The 16,550-nt window shown below is 64.5% G+C and carries 14 protein-coding genes; 13 read left to right on the top strand and 1 reads right to left on the bottom strand.

The annotated features are described in order from the left end of the window. Window positions 1–60 precede the first annotated feature (60 nt). Entirely contained in the window at window positions 61–1,089 is a 1,029-nt protein-coding gene (locus tag OZ411_RS08255) for an ABC transporter substrate-binding protein (protein WP_282527530.1), read from the bottom strand. Window positions 1,090–1,188: 99 nt separating this feature from the next. Between OZ411_RS08255 and OZ411_RS08250 the strand changes: the two genes are divergently transcribed. From OZ411_RS08250 to OZ411_RS08190, 13 genes are all read left to right on the top strand, one after another. Further along, entirely contained in the window at window positions 1,189–1,836 is a 648-nt protein-coding gene (locus OZ411_RS08250) for a TetR/AcrR family transcriptional regulator (RefSeq protein WP_130580236.1), read from the top strand. A 203-nt stretch (window positions 1,837–2,039) separates the two neighbouring features. Next, window positions 2,040–2,810, top strand: coding sequence for an ABC transporter permease (locus tag OZ411_RS08245; RefSeq protein WP_130580237.1), 771 nt, complete (start codon window positions 2,040–2,042; stop codon window positions 2,808–2,810). A gap of 18 nt (window positions 2,811–2,828) precedes the next feature. Continuing rightward, window positions 2,829–3,866 carry an NAD(P)-dependent oxidoreductase gene (locus OZ411_RS08240; protein ID WP_282527528.1) on the top strand — a complete coding sequence of 346 codons (1,038 nt, stop codon included), beginning with the start codon at window positions 2,829–2,831 and terminating at the stop codon, window positions 3,864–3,866. Continuing rightward, window positions 3,853–4,674 (top strand): GNAT family N-acetyltransferase, encoded by an 822-nt coding sequence (locus OZ411_RS08235; protein ID WP_282527527.1) that lies wholly within the window; start codon window positions 3,853–3,855, stop codon window positions 4,672–4,674. The genes OZ411_RS08240 and OZ411_RS08235 overlap by 14 nt, the downstream gene beginning before the upstream one ends. Window positions 4,675–4,682: 8 nt before the next feature. Then, the gene (locus tag OZ411_RS08230; protein ID WP_282527526.1) at window positions 4,683–5,738 is read left to right on the top strand and encodes a dihydrodipicolinate synthase family protein; all 1,056 of its coding nucleotides are present in this window, start codon (window positions 4,683–4,685) and stop codon (window positions 5,736–5,738) included. Then, window positions 5,726–6,511: an ABC transporter ATP-binding protein gene (locus OZ411_RS08225; protein ID WP_130580240.1), complete on the top strand. Its 786-nt coding sequence runs from the start codon at window positions 5,726–5,728 to the stop codon at window positions 6,509–6,511. Before OZ411_RS08230 ends, OZ411_RS08225 begins: the two co-directional genes overlap by 13 nt. Window positions 6,512–6,653: 142 nt before the next feature. Next, window positions 6,654–8,045 (top strand): MFS transporter, encoded by a 1,392-nt coding sequence (locus OZ411_RS08220; protein WP_282527525.1) that lies wholly within the window; start codon window positions 6,654–6,656, stop codon window positions 8,043–8,045. Window positions 8,046–8,301: 256 nt separating this feature from the next. Further along, window positions 8,302–8,751, top strand: a complete 450-nt coding sequence (locus OZ411_RS08215) for a (2Fe-2S)-binding protein (protein WP_282527524.1) — start codon at window positions 8,302–8,304, stop codon at window positions 8,749–8,751. 9 nt (window positions 8,752–8,760) lie between these two features. Continuing rightward, entirely contained in the window at window positions 8,761–10,938 is a 2,178-nt protein-coding gene (locus OZ411_RS08210) for a molybdopterin cofactor-binding domain-containing protein (RefSeq protein WP_282527523.1), read from the top strand. 241 nt (window positions 10,939–11,179) lie between these two features. Beyond that, window positions 11,180–12,271, top strand: coding sequence for a hypothetical protein (locus OZ411_RS08205; protein ID WP_282527522.1), 1,092 nt, complete (start codon window positions 11,180–11,182; stop codon window positions 12,269–12,271). 86 nt (window positions 12,272–12,357) lie between these two features. Continuing rightward, window positions 12,358–15,135: a molybdopterin cofactor-binding domain-containing protein gene (locus OZ411_RS08200; protein ID WP_282527521.1), complete on the top strand. Its 2,778-nt coding sequence runs from the start codon at window positions 12,358–12,360 to the stop codon at window positions 15,133–15,135. Next, window positions 15,132–15,647, top strand: coding sequence for a (2Fe-2S)-binding protein (locus OZ411_RS08195; RefSeq protein WP_282527520.1), 516 nt, complete (start codon window positions 15,132–15,134; stop codon window positions 15,645–15,647). The genes OZ411_RS08200 and OZ411_RS08195 overlap by 4 nt, the downstream gene beginning before the upstream one ends. 2 nt (window positions 15,648–15,649) lie before the next feature. Beyond that, on the top strand, window positions 15,650–16,267 hold the full coding sequence (locus tag OZ411_RS08190; RefSeq protein ID WP_282527519.1) for an Isoquinoline 1-oxidoreductase subunit: 618 nt from the start codon (window positions 15,650–15,652) through the stop codon (window positions 16,265–16,267). Window positions 16,268–16,550 lie beyond the last annotated feature (283 nt).

The raw sequence follows: 16,550 nt of genomic DNA, 5'->3' as shown, positions 1-16,550 counted from the left end.
TCGTCAAATGCTCGTCATGGCCGGGCTTGTCCCGGCCATGACGAAGCAGACGACGAGCCGCTACTTCTTCACCTTGCTGGCGTCCATCTTGACGCTGGTATCCAGCATCTTGGTCGAAAACGCCGTGTTCACGTCGAATGGCTTTTCCATCCCGAGATAGGTGTGCACCAACTCGTAATCCTTCTTCATCCGCTCGGCGTCGATCCAGCCGAGCGCCTTGGTCGTGGTGAACTCGTCCGTCATCAGGAACTTGATGCGCTCCCACTGCCGCTCCTGGTTCTCGCGGTCGAGCCCGGAGACCTGGTCCAGCAGCGCCTTCAGGCAGGGCGCAACGTCGGCGACGCAGGTAGCGTAGGCCTTCTGCGTGATCCGCACGAACTCCTCGACCAGCTTCGGATTCTTCTGAAGGAATGCGCCATTGACGACCAGCGAATTGCCGTAAGGATTGAGCCCGATGTCCTTCCAGTTGACATAGCCGAGATCGGCGCCGAACTCGATCGCCTTGAGATCGTGCTCGTTGTAGAAGTCGCTGATGATGTCGACCGTGTGGCTCTTCAGCGCCGCGATCTTCGCGGTCGGGCCGACATTGACGAAAGTGACGGAGTCAGGCGCGATCCCGGCCGCCTTGGCGAAAGCCGGCCACATCACGCGCGAGGCATCGCCCGGCGGATTGCCGATCTTGTGGCCGGGGAAATCCTTCACCCCGTTCACGCCGTAGCTCTTCAGCCAATAGAAGGTCTGCCCGGTATTGGCGTAGATGCTCATCAGCGCCACCACGTCGGCGCCCTTGCTCTTGGCCACCAGCATGGTCGCGAGGTCGGCGATGCCGAACGGCGAGCCACCGGAGCCGACCTTCAGCGCTGAGACGCCGGAGCCCTTGCCGGTCTCGATCGTGAGATCGATGCCGGCCTTCTCGTACCAGCCCTGCGCCTTGGCGTAATAGAACGGTGAATGATCAGCCGTCGGCGTCCAGTTCAGGATCAGATTGACGGATTCGGCAGCGCGCGCCGGCGCAACCGATGCGGCCGGCGCAAACGCTAAGGCCGGAGCCAACCCCAGCGCCAAGGCTGCAAGCCTCAAACCCTTCATCGCTACTCTCCTCGTGTGCAACCCGGCCTTGTCGCACCTCGTTTGTGACGTTACCAATGCAACAGGGGACAGGTGTAGTTGTCAACTGTTTGGTTGAAAATGCTGAAGCGACGATCCGACGACACAAAGCCGCAGCGGCGCGATCCGGTCGCCACGCAACGGAAGCTCCTAACCGCGGCACGGCGCGAATTCGCGCAGAACGGACTTGCCGGCGCCAGGGTCGACGAGATCGCGGCCAGAGCCGGCGTCAACAAGCAGCTCGTCTATCACTATTTCGGGGACAAGGACGCGCTCTACCTCGCCGTGCTCGAATGGGTCTATGAGGAGATCCGGGAGCAGGAGCGCAAGCTCAACCTGGAGGGATTGCCGCCCGAACAGGCAATCAAGAAGCTGATCGAAGCCTCGTTCGACCATCTGGCCGCCCACCCGGACTTCATCGTGCTCCTGAACGACGAGAACCGCGGCGGCGCCCGGCACGTCCGCGGGTCCCGCCGGCTGGAGGCCATGCACTCGCCGCTCGTCAGCATGGTCTCGAAGATCCTCAATGAAGGCGTACGCGCCGGCGTGTTCCGGCGCGGCATCGATCCGGTGCACCTGTATATCTCGATCGCGGCCCTGAGCTACTTCTTCTTCTCCAACACGCCGACGCTGTCGGCGATCTTCGGCAAGGACCTGTCGAGCCCGACCGCGCGGCGGGCCCGCCGGCGGCACGTGACCGATCTGGTGCTACAGTCGCTGCGGCGTTAGCCGCTACCACAGCCGTCATTGCGAGCGCAGCGAAGCAATCCATTTCTCTCCGCGCGTGTGGAGGCGTGGATTGCTTCGTTGCGCTCGCAATGACGGAGGCTGGGTCCTGGCACTCCAATCAACCAGATGGTTGAAAGATTGGTGCGACCGGGCTAGGCTGATGGCGGCCGCCGAGAGCGGCCGGCGTTTGGAAGGAGCAATTGGTGTTCAGTGACGGCGGGCGATCCACGCGGTCCATCGCGATCATCCTGATCGTGCATCTTGCCGTGATCGTGCTCTGGCAAGTCCTGGTCGACGCCTTCCAGGTGCCGAAGTTCATCCTGCCCTCGCCGCTCGCGACCGTCGCCACGCTCAGCTCCGCCAAATATGCCTGGCTGTCGAACCTGCTCGTCACCGCAGCCGAGATCCTCGGCGGCTTCTGCCTCGGCGCGCTGGTCGGCGTCGCGCTCGCCGTCATCTTCAGTTGGTCGCCACTGGTGAGCTTGTTGCTGCTGCCGCTGTTCGTGACGCTGAACATGATCCCGAAAGTGGCGATGGGACCGCTGATCATCGTGTGGTTTTCCTACGGCATCATTCCGAACATCCTGATCGCCTTCAGCATCTGCTTCTTTCCGATCCTGCTGACGACCGCACGCGGCCTGCGCGAGGTCGAGCCCGACCTGCTCGACCTCGTCAAATCGCTGCGCGGCTCGCGCTGGACGCTGTTCCGGAAGATCCAGTTGCCGGGATCGCTACCTTACGTGTTTTCGGGCATGAAGGTCGGCGCTATCCTCGCGGTTGCCGGCGCCATCGTCGGCGAATTCATCGCCTCGGAGCGCGGGCTCGGCTACCTCATGATCCAGGTACAGTCCTCGCTCGATACGCCGGCCATGGTGATGGCGGTCGTGCTGCTGACGCTGCTCGGCGTCGCGCTCTACGGCCTGGTGCTCGGCCTTGAACGGCTGTTCGTGGTCTCCGACATCCGGCTGCAATAAGAAACCAGGGGAAGAGCCATGCTGCTTACGCGCGAGACTTTGCCAAAGACGATCCCGGATATCGCAGCGCTCGACGACTTGCTGTGCCGGCCGAGCCAGGCCTTGATCGACGATATCAGCAGGGTCGACGGCGACATCATGATCCTCGGCGTCGCCGGCAAGATGGGACCGACGCTGGCCGGACTTGCCAAGGCGGCTGCACCGGACCGCCGCGTCATCGGCGTCGCCCGCTTCAGCGATCCCGCGGTGAAGGATTGGCTCGAGAAGCGCGGCATCGAGACCATCAATTGCGACCTCCTGGACGAGGCCGCGATCAAGACACTGCCAAAGGCGCCGAATATCATCTTCATGGCTGGCCGCAAATTCGGCGCCGAGGGTGACCTGTCGCTGACCTGGGCGATGAATGCGCATGTTCCCGCACTGGTCGCGCAGGCCTTCCCCGCTTCACGGATCGTGGCCTTCTCGACTGGTTGCGTCTATCCGTTCGTGCCGGTCGACGGCAAAGGCTCCAATGAAGACATAGCGCCGAATCCGCCCGGCGAATACGCGCAATCCTGCGTCGGGCGCGAACGCATGTTCGAGTACTTCTCCAGGAAATTCTCGACGCCCGGCCGCTTGTTCCGCCTGAACTACGCGATCGACATGCGCTACGGCGTGCTGCACGACATCGCGACCAAGGTGCTTTCGGGCACGCCGATCGACGTCAGTCTCGGCCATGTCAATTTCATCTGGCAGGGCGATGCCGCCTCACAGGCGTTGCGGTGCCTGGCGCATTGCACGACGCCGACTTCGCCGATCAATGTCAGCGGCGATGAAATCCTCGCGGTGCGCGATCTCGCCGCTAAGTTCGGCGCGCGGTTTGGCCGCGAGCCTGTGATCGTCGGCAAGGAAGAGCCGACGGCGTGGCTGACCGACACATCGCAAGCGGTCAAGCTGTTTGGCCTGCCGGTCGTCGACACCGAGCAGTTGATCGCCTGGACCGCGGATTGGGTGGCGCGCGCGATGCCGAGCCTCGGCAAGCCGACCAAATATGAGGTGCGCGATGGCCGATACTGAGCCCGTCGCCATCGTCGAACTCGGCGTCGACGACGCACCGGCCGGGCTTGCGCTGTCGACCGAAGCGCGCTGGAACCAGAACGAGGCCGACTGGCGCTTCTTCCTGACCAACGGCATCGTGTTCGGCGTCCGCGACGGAACGCACTTGGTCGCGACCGCGGCGCTGCTGCCGTATTCCGCCGGCAATGCCTGGATCAGCATGGTGCTGGTGACGGAGCTCTGGCGCCGCCGCGGGCTCGCGACCCGGCTCGTCGACGCCTGTCTCGACGCGGCAAGACAGCGCGGGCTCACCGCCTGGCTCGACGCGACGCCGGCGGGCGCCACGGTGTACGGCCCGCTCGGCTTCACGCCGACATTGCAGCTCCGGCGCTTGCGGCTCGAACATCCGACGCAGGAGGCGCCCGCGATGCTGGCGGCCTTCGATATCGATACGTTCAGCGCACGCGACCGGCGCGCCATGGGATTTGAGCGCAACGCCCTGCTCACCGAATTCGCCGCGCGCACGAACTCGCGCATTCTGTCGTACGGCGACGCGATGGCGCTCGTGCGCGACGGCCACACCGCGCGCCACATCGGACCACTTTTCGCGGATAACGCTGCTGACGCGCTGGTGCTGGTCGATGCGATCAGCCGAACCGAAACCGGTCCGCTCCTGATCGACGCGATCGCGTCGCAGGAACCATTCATCGTCGGATTGACCGGCGCCGGCTGGAACATCGAGCGGCCGTTCCAGCGCATGCGGTTCGGTCGCGCCACCACCCAAAGCGAAGAGCTTCCCTTCGCGGTCGCCGGCCCAGAATTTGGATAGGATTGGCCATGCACCACAGCGAGATCAAATCCGACATACGCAAGCTGATCGCCGACGGCACCGTGCTGCCCGCGCACCCGCTCGCGCTTGACGCCAATCGCGCACTCGACAAGAGGCATCAGCGCGCCCTGACCCGCTATTACATCGACGCCGGCGCCGGCGGCCTGGCAGTCGGGGTCCACACCACCCAGTTCGCAATCCGCGAGGTTGGTCTCTATCGACCGGTGCTGGAGCTCGCCGCCGAGACGGCCGCGAACTGGACCAAGCGGCCACTGGCGCTGGTCGCAGGCCTCGCCGGTCCGACGCAGCAGGCTATCTCGGAAGCGCGCACGGCGCGCGATATCGGCTACCACGCCGGCCTGCTCAGCCTCGCCGCGATGAAGACCGCGTCGGAAGATGACATCATCGCGCATTGCCAGGCGGTGGCGCGCGAAATCCCGCTGGTCGGCTTCTACCTGCAGCCGGCGGTCGGCGGAGTCGTGTTGAGCGCGGATTTCTGGCGGCGCTTTGCCGCGATCGACAATGTAATCGCGATCAAGATCGCACCGTTCAACCGCTATCGCACCCTCGATGTGCTGCGCGGCGTCGCCGCGGCCGGAGCCCTCGACCGCGTCGCGCTCTATACCGGCAATGATGATCACATCCTGCTCGACCTCACCTTGCCGTTCGACCTGCGCCAGAACGGCGTCACCACCCGCACTTACTTCAAGGGCGGCCTGCTCGGCCACTGGTCGGTGTGGACGCAGACGGCGATCCGGCAGTTCGAGATGTGCAGGGACGCGCGCTACAAGGATGCAGTGCCCGCCGATCTGCTCGCGCTCGATGCCCGCGTAACCGATTGCAACAGCGCGTTCTTCGACGTTGCCAACAATTTCCATGGCTGCATCGCCGGCTGTCACGAGATCCTCCGCCGCCAGGGCTTGATGGAGGGCATCCGGTGCCTCGATCCCAACGAAGGCCTCAGCCCGGGCCAGATGCAGCAGATCGACCGCGTCTGCCGCGAGCACGCCGATCTCTCGGACGATGCTTTCGTCGCCGCGAACCTGCAGAAATGGCTGGCATGACAGCCGAGCCTTTCATCAGCTTGCGTAACGTCCGCAAGGTCTATCGGTCCAAGGGAGCCGAATTCCTTGCCGTCTCCGACGTCACCATGGACATCGCCGAGGGCGAGCTGGTGGCATTGGTTGGACCATCCGGCTGCGGCAAGACCACAGTACTGAAGATTCTTGCCGGCCTGCACGGCGCCGACGGCGGCACGATCAAGATCGGCAACGCAAAGACGCCGTTCGATCCGGCGCGCGATATCGGCATGGTGTTCCAGCAGGCGCTGCTGTTGAAATGGCGCACCATCCTCGACAATGTGTTGCTGCCGGCCGAGATCGTCGGCCTGCCGATCAGGGCGGCACGGGAGCGCGCCCGCGATCTGCTCAAAATGGTTGGCCTCGCCGGTTATGAGGACAAATATCCGCAGCAGCTTTCCGGTGGCATGCAGCAGCGCACCGCAATCGCCCGCGCTTTCATCCACGATCCAAAGCTGATCCTGATGGACGAGCCGTTCGGCGCGCTGGACGCGCTGACGCGCGAGCAGATGAATCTTGAGATGCTCAGGATCTGGCGCGAAAGCGGCAAGACCATCATCTTCGTCACCCACAGCATCCAGGAAGCCGTCTTCCTGGGCTCCCATTGCGCCGTGCTCACCGCCGGTCCCGCTCGGATGGCGGAATATTTCCCGATCGAATTGCCGCTGCCCCGTGCGCTGCCGATCAAGACCACCGATGAATTCGGCGCCTACGCCCGGCGCATCTATGCTCGGCTCGGGCTCAGCACCAACGCCTGATCTGTCGCGCCTGCACGGCTGACGCGGGGCCGGAAGGCAGAATTGCGCATACGCATCATGCAACCGCACGCCTGTGGCAACCCACGCGCGCGTAGTACATGGGTCGGAGCGGGATCCCGCCCTTCCGGGGAATCTGACCACAATGGACATGCTCGTGGCGAGGGCGCCAGTTGCGCCGGTCATGGACGGCTTGCCGCCGGAGAAGCGGCGCTGGGCCGTTGCCGCGATCTTCACCGCGCTCGCAATGGCTTCGCTCGACACAGCGATTGCCAATATCGCCCTGCCGGCGATCGCGACCGATCTCCAGGTCAGCCCGGCGGATGTCGTCTGGGTCGTCAACGTCTACCAGATCGCACTGGTCGCGACCTTGCTGCCGCTTGGCGCGCTCGGGGAAATCGTCGGCCATGAGCGCATCTATCTCGGCGGCCTCCTGTTGTTTACGCTCGCCTCGCTCGGCTGCGCGCTCGCATGGTCGCTCGATAGCCTTCTCATTGCACGAGCGCTGCAGGGGCTGGGCGCCAGCGGGCTGATGAGCGTCAACACCGCGCTGGTCCGCTACGTCTACCCAAGCAGGATGCATGGCCGCGGCTTCGGCCACAACGCGCTGGTCGTCGCGACTGCCTTTACCCTCGGGCCGACGATCGCCTCGGGCATCCTGGCGTTCGGAACCTGGCCGTGGCTGTTTGCGATCAATATCCCGTTCGGCCTGATCGCGTTGTTCATCGGGATGAAGACGCTGCCGCCAACGCCGCGCGCCGTGCACGCCTTCGACTTCCCCGGCGCAGTGCTGGCCTCAGGCTGCCTCGGCCTCTTCATCATCGGCATCGGCAGCGCCGCGCACAAGACGTCGCCGGTATTGGTGTTGGTTGAGTTGGTCGGCGCGGTTGTGCTGGGCTGGCTGCTGATGCATCGGCATCGGGATCATCCGGCGCCGATGCTGCCGATCGACCTGTTCCGCCGGCCGATATTCGCCTTGTCCGCGGCAACCGCGGTCTGCTCGTTCGCGATCCAGGGCCTCGCCTTCGTTTCGCTGCCGTTCTATTTCGAAGCCGTGCTGATGCGGTCGCAGGTCGAGACCGGATTCTTCATGACGCCCTGGCCTCTGGTTGTCGGAATCATGGCACCGATCGGCGGCCGATTGTCTGACCGCTACCCGGTCGGCATTCTCGGCGGTATCGGGTTAATCCTGCTCGGCCTCGGCATGACACTCTTGGCGACACTGCCCGCCTCGCCCAGCATTCCCGATATCGTCTGGCGCATGGTGATCTGCGGAATCGGGTTCGGCTTTTTCCAGACGCCCAATATGAAGGCACTGATGAGCAGCGCGCCGCCGCATCGCAGCGGCAGCGCCAGCGGCATCGTCGCCACTGCGCGCCTCACCGGGCAAACCATCGGCGCCGCGCTCGCCGCTTTCTGCTTTGCCATCGCCGGCCACGAAGGCGCAACCTACGCGCTAGCGCTGGGCGCCGGATTTGCCGTGCTCGGAAGCGCAATGAGCTTCCTGCGGCTGGCTGTCGCGCCCAAGGGCGCATGATCCTGCGCTAGAGCGTTTTCCAGCGAAGTGGAAACCGGTTCGCGTGAAGAAAACGCGTCAAAACAAGAATCTAGAGCTTCGGCTCTGATTCAATCAGAACCGAAAATGCTCTAGGCACAAGAAATCAAGAACACCGCATCATCCGGTTTGTTCCTGCCTCGCCGCCTACGCATTTTCTTGATTTGAATCGTTCTAGCGCCCGGTTCACACTCGCAGCGAGATCCAGTTGTGGAACTGGATCAAAATGGGGACTGCGATGGCTAACCTCACAATCAACGGCAAGAAAATCGAAGTCGATGTCGAGCCGGATACGCCGCTGCTCTGGGCGATTCGCGAAAACATTGGACTGACCGGCACCAAATATGGCTGCGGCATCGCGCAATGCGGCGCCTGCACCGTTCATGTCGACGGCGTGGCGATGCGCTCCTGCGGCGTGCTCGTCAGCGAAGCTGATGGCAAGGAAATCACGACCATCGAGGGCCTTGCCGCTGATGGCAAGCTGCACAAGGTGCAGCAGGCCTGGATCGAGCACGACGTGCCGCAATGCGGCTATTGCCAGACCGGCATGATCATGGCGGTGGCGGCGCTGTTGAAGGACAATCCGAAGCCAACCGACCAGGACATCGACGAAGCCATCACCAATATCTGCCGCTGCGGCACCTTCGCGCAGGTGCGTGAAGCGATCCACGCTGTTGCGAACGCGTGAGGTGCCATCATGAATCAGCACGTCATGCTCAATCGCCGCGCGTTCGTGATTGGCACCGCCGCGGCGGGTGCCGGCCTTGCACTCGGCTTCAATCTCCCGCTCGGCCCGACGGTGGCGCGGGCAGCCGATGGCTCGCCTGAAGTCAACGCCTGGGTGGTGATCCGCCCGGACGATACGGTGGTGATCCGTATCGCACGTTCGGAGATGGGCCAGGGCTCGCTCACCGGGCTTGCGCAGCTCGTTGCCGAAGAGCTCGAATGCGACTGGTCGAAGGTTACGACCGAATACCCGACACCGGGCCAGAGCGCGGCACGCGGCCGGCCATGGGGCGATTTCTCGACCGGCGGCAGCCGCGGCATCCGCGGCTCACATGATTACGTCCGCAAGGGCGGCGCCACCGCGCGGCTGATGCTGATCCAGGCCGCCGCCAACGAGTGGAAGGTGCCGGCCGCCGAATGCTCGGCCGCGAGCAGCGTCATCACCCATCTGCCGACGGGCCGGACCACGACCTACGGCCAGGTGGCGGAAGCGGCGGCAAAGCTGAGCCCGCCGTCCGATGTGAAGCTGAAGGACTCCAAGGACTGGAAGATCGCCGGCAAGGGGCTGAAGCGCCTCGACACCGCCGACAAGACCACCGGCGCGATGGTCTACGGCATCGACTTCAAATTGCCCGGCATGTTGAACGCCGCGATCAAGGATTGCCCGGTGTTCGGCGGCAAGCTGAAGAGCTTCGATGAGGCCAAGATCGCCAACATGAAAGGCGTCAAGAAGGTGGTGCGCGTCGGCGACAGCGGGGTTGCCGTCGTCGCCGACACCTGGTGGCACGCCAAGACCGCGCTCGATGCACTGCCGATCGAGTGGGACGAAGGCCCGAACGCCAAGACCTCGAGCGAGACGATCAGCAAATGGCTGGCCGAAGGACTGGAACCGTCGCAGGCGGCGTTCGTCGGCAACCAGAACGGCAATGCGATGGCGGAGATCGCGCGTGCCGCAAAGGTGGTCGAGGCGGTCTACAACTATCCCTACCAGAACCAGGCCACGATGGAGCCGATGAACGCAACCGCGCTCCATACCGGCGACAAGCTCGATGTCTGGTGCGGCACGCAGAACGGCGAAGCTGCCTTCGCTACCGCGGTGCAAGCCTCAGGCCTTCCGCCTGAGAAATGCGACGTCCACAAGCTGATCCTCGGCGGCGGTTTCGGCCGGCGCGGCCAGAGCGATTATGTGCGGCAGGCGGTCTTGATCGCCAAGGAGATGCAGGGCACGCCGATCAAGCTGCTCTGGTCCCGCGAAGAGGACATGCAGCACGGCTTCTATCATCCGGTCACCCAATGCCGGATGGTCGGCGCCTTCGATGCCGATAACAACCTGACCGCGCTCCGGATGCGGATCTCCGGCCAGTCGATCCTGGCGCGGCTGCGGCCCGAGGCGATGATCAACGGCATGGATCCCGCGACCTTCCAGGGGCTTGCACCCAGCGGCGAAGCGGCGATCGGCTATTCGATCCCGAACCTGTTGATCGAACATTCGATGCGCAATCCGCACGTCCCGCCCGGCTTCTGGCGCGGCGTCAACATCAACCCGAACACGATCTATCTCGAGAGCTTTATGGACGAACTCGCGCATGCGGTCGGCCAAGATCCGCTCGCCTTCCGTCGCAAACTGATGGCGGGTCATCCGAAGCATCTGGCGGTGCTGAATGCGGTCGCCGAGCGGATCGGCTGGGATAAGCCGCCGCCGCAGGGCGTCTATCGCGGGCTCGCGCAGGTGATGGGCTATGGCAGCTATGTCGCCGGCGCCGCCGAGATCTCGGTGACCGACGGCAGCAAGATCAAGGTGCATCGCATCGTCGCCGCCACCGATCCCGGCTACGTCGTCAATCCGGCGCAGGTGGAACGGCAGGTCGCGGGCTCCTTCGTCTACGGCCTCTCCGCCCTGTTCTACGGCGGCTGCACCGTGAAGGACGGCCGCATCGAGCAGACCAACTTCGACACCTACAACTCGATGCGCATCAGCGAGATGCCGAAGGTGGAGACGATCCTGATGCCGAGCGGCGGCTTCTGGGGCGGCGTCGGCGAGCCGACCATCGGCGTCGCCGCGCCCGCGGTGCTGAATGCCTACTTCGCGGCGACTGGAAAACGTATCCGCTCGGTGCCGCTGCGGCAGCAGAACATCAGCTTCGCGTAAGGAAGTTGTGGTTCACAACCTGACAAGCGAGTCGTCCCGGGCTTAACTCGGGACGGCAAGACATTGCGGGCGCAAGCGACTAGTCCGCCGCTTTTCAATGAACGCACTATTTTACGGACCGCATCAATCATCCCGCAACCAGCGCTGTTGATCATGGCAAGTGTCGCTTGCGCGTCGCGCGAATGACGGAATACTGCCGCCCCGGCTAGGAATCGTGCGAATCACGGGCGGGGGAATCGGCATGAAGCGCTACGTCGGCTTGGCGGTGGCGACTCTATTGTGGTGCGGTAGCGGTGCGGGCGCCGAGGCGCAGAGCCTTCCATCCTACATGGCGCCGATCTCCGGCAAGACGAACGCGACACCCGCCGACACCGCGACCAAGGACGTGCTGGCGCTCAACACCGCGATGTTTGAGCTGTATGGTGACGCGGCAAAGATTTTCCAGAAGAACATCCTGAGCAAGCACCCGGTCATCCTTGCGCTGTTTTCCGGCGCTGGCGGCAGGATGATCCTTTATCGTCCGGGAATGGCGCCGACGGAGGCGCCGCAGGTGCCGATGGTCTACCAGTTGCTGAAGTCGGTGGGTCACAGCACGATGGCCTTGGCCGAAGTGGTCGGCCCCTATGTCGACAATCCCGGCGACAAATCCTGGCGCGGCTCGATGCTCGCCTATCGCAGCCGCATGCAATCGGCGCTCGATGGGCTGGACCGCACGCCGATGGAAGCCGGCTGGCGCGACAACAACCGCACCATCCTGCAGAACAACCTCGCCTTCATGGACGAATGCCTCGCCAAGGACGCCATTCCATTTGCGACGCTCGAGGCTTTCGGCAAGAAGCAGGCGCCGTACCTCGCCAAGAACGTTGCATGGGCGGCAGAGACTCAAGTTGCGCACTGGATGGGCGTGCTGGCGGACTGGAAAGCCCAGCTCGGCGCCGATTGGGACAAGACCTATGCCGCGAGCAACACCATCTATGTCGCGCGCCAGAACAACGTGCTGTTCAGCGTGCTCGCGCAGTTCTTCGGTCCCGATGCCATCAATGATCGCCTGCTCCTGATCGAAACCATCTCGTTCACAACGACGCCTGCGGACATGTTGGAATCGCTGACGCGGATCATCGCGGATCGCTCGGTCGGTTCGCTGTTCTTCGGCAACTATCATCTGATGGACTATGAACTGATGGGCGGCGATGCGCGTGTCGCGATATCAGCCGAGACCAAGAAGCGCGGCATGACGACGTTTCTGCCGCCGGCCGTGCCATTCGGCTCAAAGCAATGGCCGACCCTGGTCACGCCCGGTCCTGGCCCCGCATCGATCGCGGACTTGCGATAGTGTTTCCGTGTCGGCGTGTGATTCGGGCGCAACGACGATCTGATATCGGGCACGCCTGATAGCGTTGACCGAGGGGGGTAAGGGGCATGCGGCCTTCGCGAAGGGAGTTCGTGAAGTGGGTCACGGCGAGCGGGATAGCGCTCAGCCTGTCACGATTGGGGGCGGCCGAGCCGGCGGGCTATCCGGCGCGCGCGGTGCTGCCCGGACGGCAGAACTGGAATCCGGCGGCCGATGGCCGCGGTCGCATCGATGGCGTCGCCAAGGTCACCGGCGCCAAGCTCTACGCCTCCGATTTTCGCGCCGCCGACCTGCCGGGATGGCCGGCCACGACGTCGCACGCGATCCTCGTCCGCGCGAGTGATGCGACGCGTGTCTATCTCGGCATGGACCTCGCACGCCTCAGCGGCGCGCTGAAGCCGTCGGTCGTGGTGACGGCCGAGGAGCTTGCGAAGATCGGCGCCCGCGTCCCTGAATTCTATGCCGGCGATCTGTTCTGCCCAGTCGGCAAGACGCCGCTTTATATGGGACAGCCGGTGGCGCTGTTGATCTTCGAGCAGTTCGACGCCTTCGATCGTGCGCGGCTGGCGCTGCGCGACGGCACCTTCGTGAAGTCAGGCGAAGAGACCGGTCCGGTCTCCGTTCCCAATTACGCCGCCTTCCGCTTCACGCGCGTGGCCGGGCCGACGCCCGAATCCCCCGACGTGTACTCGCCGATCCAGGCCGGCTGGGTGACGCCGGGGCGGCTCCAGGACACCACGCTTCCGGTCTGGTCCTCCTTCGCCAAGGAGACGCTGGCGCCCTATGGCAAGGCGGCGCGGTATGGCGAGCAGATCCGCGCCGAACTGGATGCGAAGAACCCCGCAATGTTGGTGCTCGATCGCACCTTCGAGACCCAGTCGGTCGACCCGATGTTCCTCGAACCGGAATGCGGCCTCGGCTGGTACGACAATAGAGGCGGGAATCTCGAACTCGTGCTCGGCGTGCAGTCGCCCTATGAGGCCACCGAGTCGATCGCGTACCTGCTCGGGCAAGCCCGCCCTCCCTTCAAGCCCGCGCACATCAACACGCAGTTCACCTATATCGGCGGCGGCTTCGGCGGCCGCGACCACACGCCCTTCGTGCTCTATGTCGCGCTCGCTGCGATGTTCTTTCCAGGACGGCCGGTCCGGCTCGCGCATGACCGCTATCAGCAGTTCCAGGGCGGCATCAAACGTCATCCGTTCAAGATGCGATCCCGGATCGGGATCGACCGCGCAACCGCTAAGATCCAGGCCTTCGCGGCCGATCACGTGCTCGATGGCGGCGGCCTCGCGAACTTCTCGTCGAGCGTGGCGGTCGTCGGCGCCACGGCGGCGATCGGCATCTATGACGTCCCGAAGGTCGACGTCACCACGGTGGCCGTGCATTCGCGCGGCGTGACCGCAGGCTCGATGCGGGGCTACGGGACCATACAGACCATGACCGCGCTCGAAGTGCTGATCGACGAGGCCGCAGCCGCCTTGCCGCTCGATCCGATCGAATTCCGGCGGCGCAATGCGCTCAAGCAGAATGGCCGGACCATGACGGGAAATCCGTACATCGTGTCGGTCCGCACGCCGGAGATCCTGGACAAGCTCGAGACACATCCGATCTGGCGGCAGCGCGCCGCAGAGAAGGCGCGGCTTGCACACAGCGGCGTCCTGGTCGGCACCGGCGTCGCCTGCGTCACCAAGGATTACGGCACCGGCGCGGACTGCTCGCTCGGACGTGTCGAGATTGCAGCCGACGGCAAGATCTCGATCCATTGCGATCATGTCGAGATGGGCAATGGCATCGGAACCGCGCTCGCCAACCGCGTCGCGATCCATCTTGGCGCGGCAGCCGACGAAGTGTCGGTGGCCCGCATCGATACCTATGATGCGCTGGGTCTCGTCACCTCAGGCGATCCCTACACGATGGATCAGAAGACCCAGGACGCGGCTGCGAGGAATCCGCGCTGGGTGCCTGCGATCAGTTCGGCCACCAGCGCCTCGATCGGCGCGCATGTCGGGACCCATGCGGCCGCTGAGGCGGCGCGCGTCATCTTCCGCTATGGCCTGTGGCCGGCGGCGCTCGAACTCTGGCGCATCCCGCCCTCCGATCCGCGGGCGAAGGATTTCGCCAAAGCGCGCTGGAAGGATGGACAACTCATCCTGCCCGGCCTTGCGCCGCTGGCACTGCCGGCGCTCGCCGCAACCGCGCATGCGCGCAACCTCGTGACCGGCGCGATCACCCACAGCTTCTCCCGCTGGGCCTGGTCGCGCGCGCGTTTCCAGTTCGGCGCCGAGCAGCACCGGGCGGAGATCGATGCGCTCGCGGTGCGCAGGGGTAGCGGGAAATTCACCGCGCTCAATCGCGCCAGCGTGTGGTTTCCGCCAACCGACAACAACAGGATCGGCACGGCCTACGCCTCGATGTGCGGCACGCTGGTTCGCGTCGAGATCGAGCGCACGACCGGCGCGCTGCGCATCGCCAAGGCCTACAGCGTGCTCGAATGCGGCCAGCCGCTGGTGCCGGAAGTCGTGCTCGGCCAGTCGCAGGGCGGCTTTGCCATGGGCGTCGGCTACGCCCTGCTGGAATCGCTGCCGCCTCACGAAGGCGGTCCCGGCAACGGGCAATGGAACCTCGGGCAATATCTGGTGGCGCGGGGATCGGACCTGCCGCTGCGCGATCTCGAGATCGAGATGCTGCCGCCACTGACGCCGGACGAGCCGCCGAAAGGCATGGCCGAAGTCGTGATGGTCCCCGTGGTCCCTGCCCTTCTCAACGCCATCTTCGACGCCACCGGCCACCGCTTCAATTCGTTGCCGGTCACCCAGGCCATGCTCAAGGGAGCCCTCGCGTGACAAGGCTTGCGATCACGATCAATGGCCGCGCGATCGATCCGATCGAGGTCCGCGACGATCTCTCGATGAACGACTTCCTGCGCGAACATCTCGGCATGACCGGTACCAAGTTCGGCTGCGGCGCCGCACAGTGCCTGAGCTGCACGATCATCGTCGACAACCCCGATGGCACCAGCGACACAACTCCGACCTGCGTCGTGCCGGCCGCAAGCTTCAACGGCAAGGCGATCCGGACCGTCGAGGGCCATGCGAGAGATGGCCAGCTCACCGCGCTTCAGCAAGCCTTCATCGATCACTTCGCCTTCCAGTGCGGCTACTGCACCGCCGGCTTCCTGAACGAAGCGCAGGTCCTCTTGGAACGTCTCGCGAAGAAGCCGGTGGCGCGAACCGAGCTCGAGAAGACCATCGAAGAAGCGCTTGACGGACATATCTGCCGCTGCACCGGCTACATCAAATATCACGAGGCCGTCCGCGACGTGATCCTCGCCGATCCCCAGCGTTATCTGGCCTGACCATGACATCAGACATGCGGTTTCGGATTGTCGTTGTGGTCGCGGCGTTCGGCCTGAGCATGGTGACAGGTTATGCGGCCTCGCAGACCGCATCACATGGCCTGGCTTCGCCTGAGAGCTTTGCCGGGATCGCCGACAGTGACGCGCGATCGGCGGCGATGTTCACCGAGCTCGGCAAAGTGCTGACGCATCCGCGCTGCGTAAACTGCCATCCCGCCGGCGACCGTCCGCGCCAGGGCGACGAGGGCCGGCCGCATCAGCCACCGGTCACACGCGGCACCGACGGCCACGGGCTGGCGGCGATGCGGTGCTCGAGCTGTCACGGCAACGCCAATTTCGAGCCTGGCCGCATACCGGGCCACTCGGAATGGCATCTCGCGCCACGGGAGATGGGCTGGGAAGGCAAGTCGCTCGCCGAGATCTGCGCCCAGATCAAGGACCCGGCCCGCAATGGCGGCCGCAAGGTCGAAGAGCTGATCCACCACATTGGCGAGGATACGCTGGTCGGCTGGGCGTGGCAGCCTGGCTTCGGCCGTTCCCCCGCGCCGGGCACGCAAAAACAGGCGGGCGCGCTCGTCGAAGCATGGGCGAAGAGCGGCGCGGCTTGTCCTGCGAGATAGTTCGCGACGCGCCATCATGGATGCGTGCAAGATGGTAGGTAGGATGGGTAGAGCGCAGCGAAACCCATCGCGATGGAGCAAGCCGCGCGAAATGATGGGTTTCGCTGCGCTCGCAATGACGGGGATGGGTTCTGATTCAACTTTCAAACAGCGTGGGGATGTGAGTTCGCGTTCTCGCGGCGCTCTGCGTCCGAGGTTTGCGTCACTTTCCGCCCTCTCATTGAACAGAGGGCGCAGGGAAAGCCGGGTGCCGGTTGCACCCATGGGTCCCGTGCAACAAAAA

Origin of the sequence: Bradyrhizobium sp. Arg237L, from assembly GCF_029990105.1 — a bacterium.
GTDB lineage: Bacteria > Pseudomonadota > Alphaproteobacteria > Rhizobiales > Xanthobacteraceae > Bradyrhizobium.
The sequence above is the reverse complement of the archived record's forward strand: the minus strand, read 5'-3'. Positions and strand labels throughout refer to the sequence as shown.

Coding starts and splice junctions, on each gene's coding strand:
- OZ411_RS08205 (WP_282527522.1), top strand. CDS start 11,180: ATGAAGCGCTACGTCGGCTTGGCGGTGGCGACTCTATTGTGGTGCGGT.
- OZ411_RS08250 (WP_130580236.1), top strand. CDS start 1,189: ATGCTGAAGCGACGATCCGACGACACAAAGCCGCAGCGGCGCGATCCG.
- OZ411_RS08235 (WP_282527527.1), top strand. CDS start 3,853: ATGGCCGATACTGAGCCCGTCGCCATCGTCGAACTCGGCGTCGACGAC.
- OZ411_RS08230 (WP_282527526.1), top strand. CDS start 4,683: ATGCACCACAGCGAGATCAAATCCGACATACGCAAGCTGATCGCCGAC.
- OZ411_RS08200 (WP_282527521.1), top strand. CDS start 12,358: ATGCGGCCTTCGCGAAGGGAGTTCGTGAAGTGGGTCACGGCGAGCGGG.
- OZ411_RS08220 (WP_282527525.1), top strand. CDS start 6,654: ATGGACATGCTCGTGGCGAGGGCGCCAGTTGCGCCGGTCATGGACGGC.
- OZ411_RS08210 (WP_282527523.1), top strand. CDS start 8,761: ATGAATCAGCACGTCATGCTCAATCGCCGCGCGTTCGTGATTGGCACC.
- OZ411_RS08225 (WP_130580240.1), top strand. CDS start 5,726: ATGGCTGGCATGACAGCCGAGCCTTTCATCAGCTTGCGTAACGTCCGC.
- OZ411_RS08240 (WP_282527528.1), top strand. CDS start 2,829: ATGCTGCTTACGCGCGAGACTTTGCCAAAGACGATCCCGGATATCGCA.
- OZ411_RS08190 (WP_282527519.1), top strand. CDS start 15,650: ATGACATCAGACATGCGGTTTCGGATTGTCGTTGTGGTCGCGGCGTTC.
- OZ411_RS08255 (WP_282527530.1), bottom strand. CDS start 1,089: ATGAAGGGTTTGAGGCTTGCAGCCTTGGCGCTGGGGTTGGCTCCGGCC.
- OZ411_RS08215 (WP_282527524.1), top strand. CDS start 8,302: ATGGCTAACCTCACAATCAACGGCAAGAAAATCGAAGTCGATGTCGAG.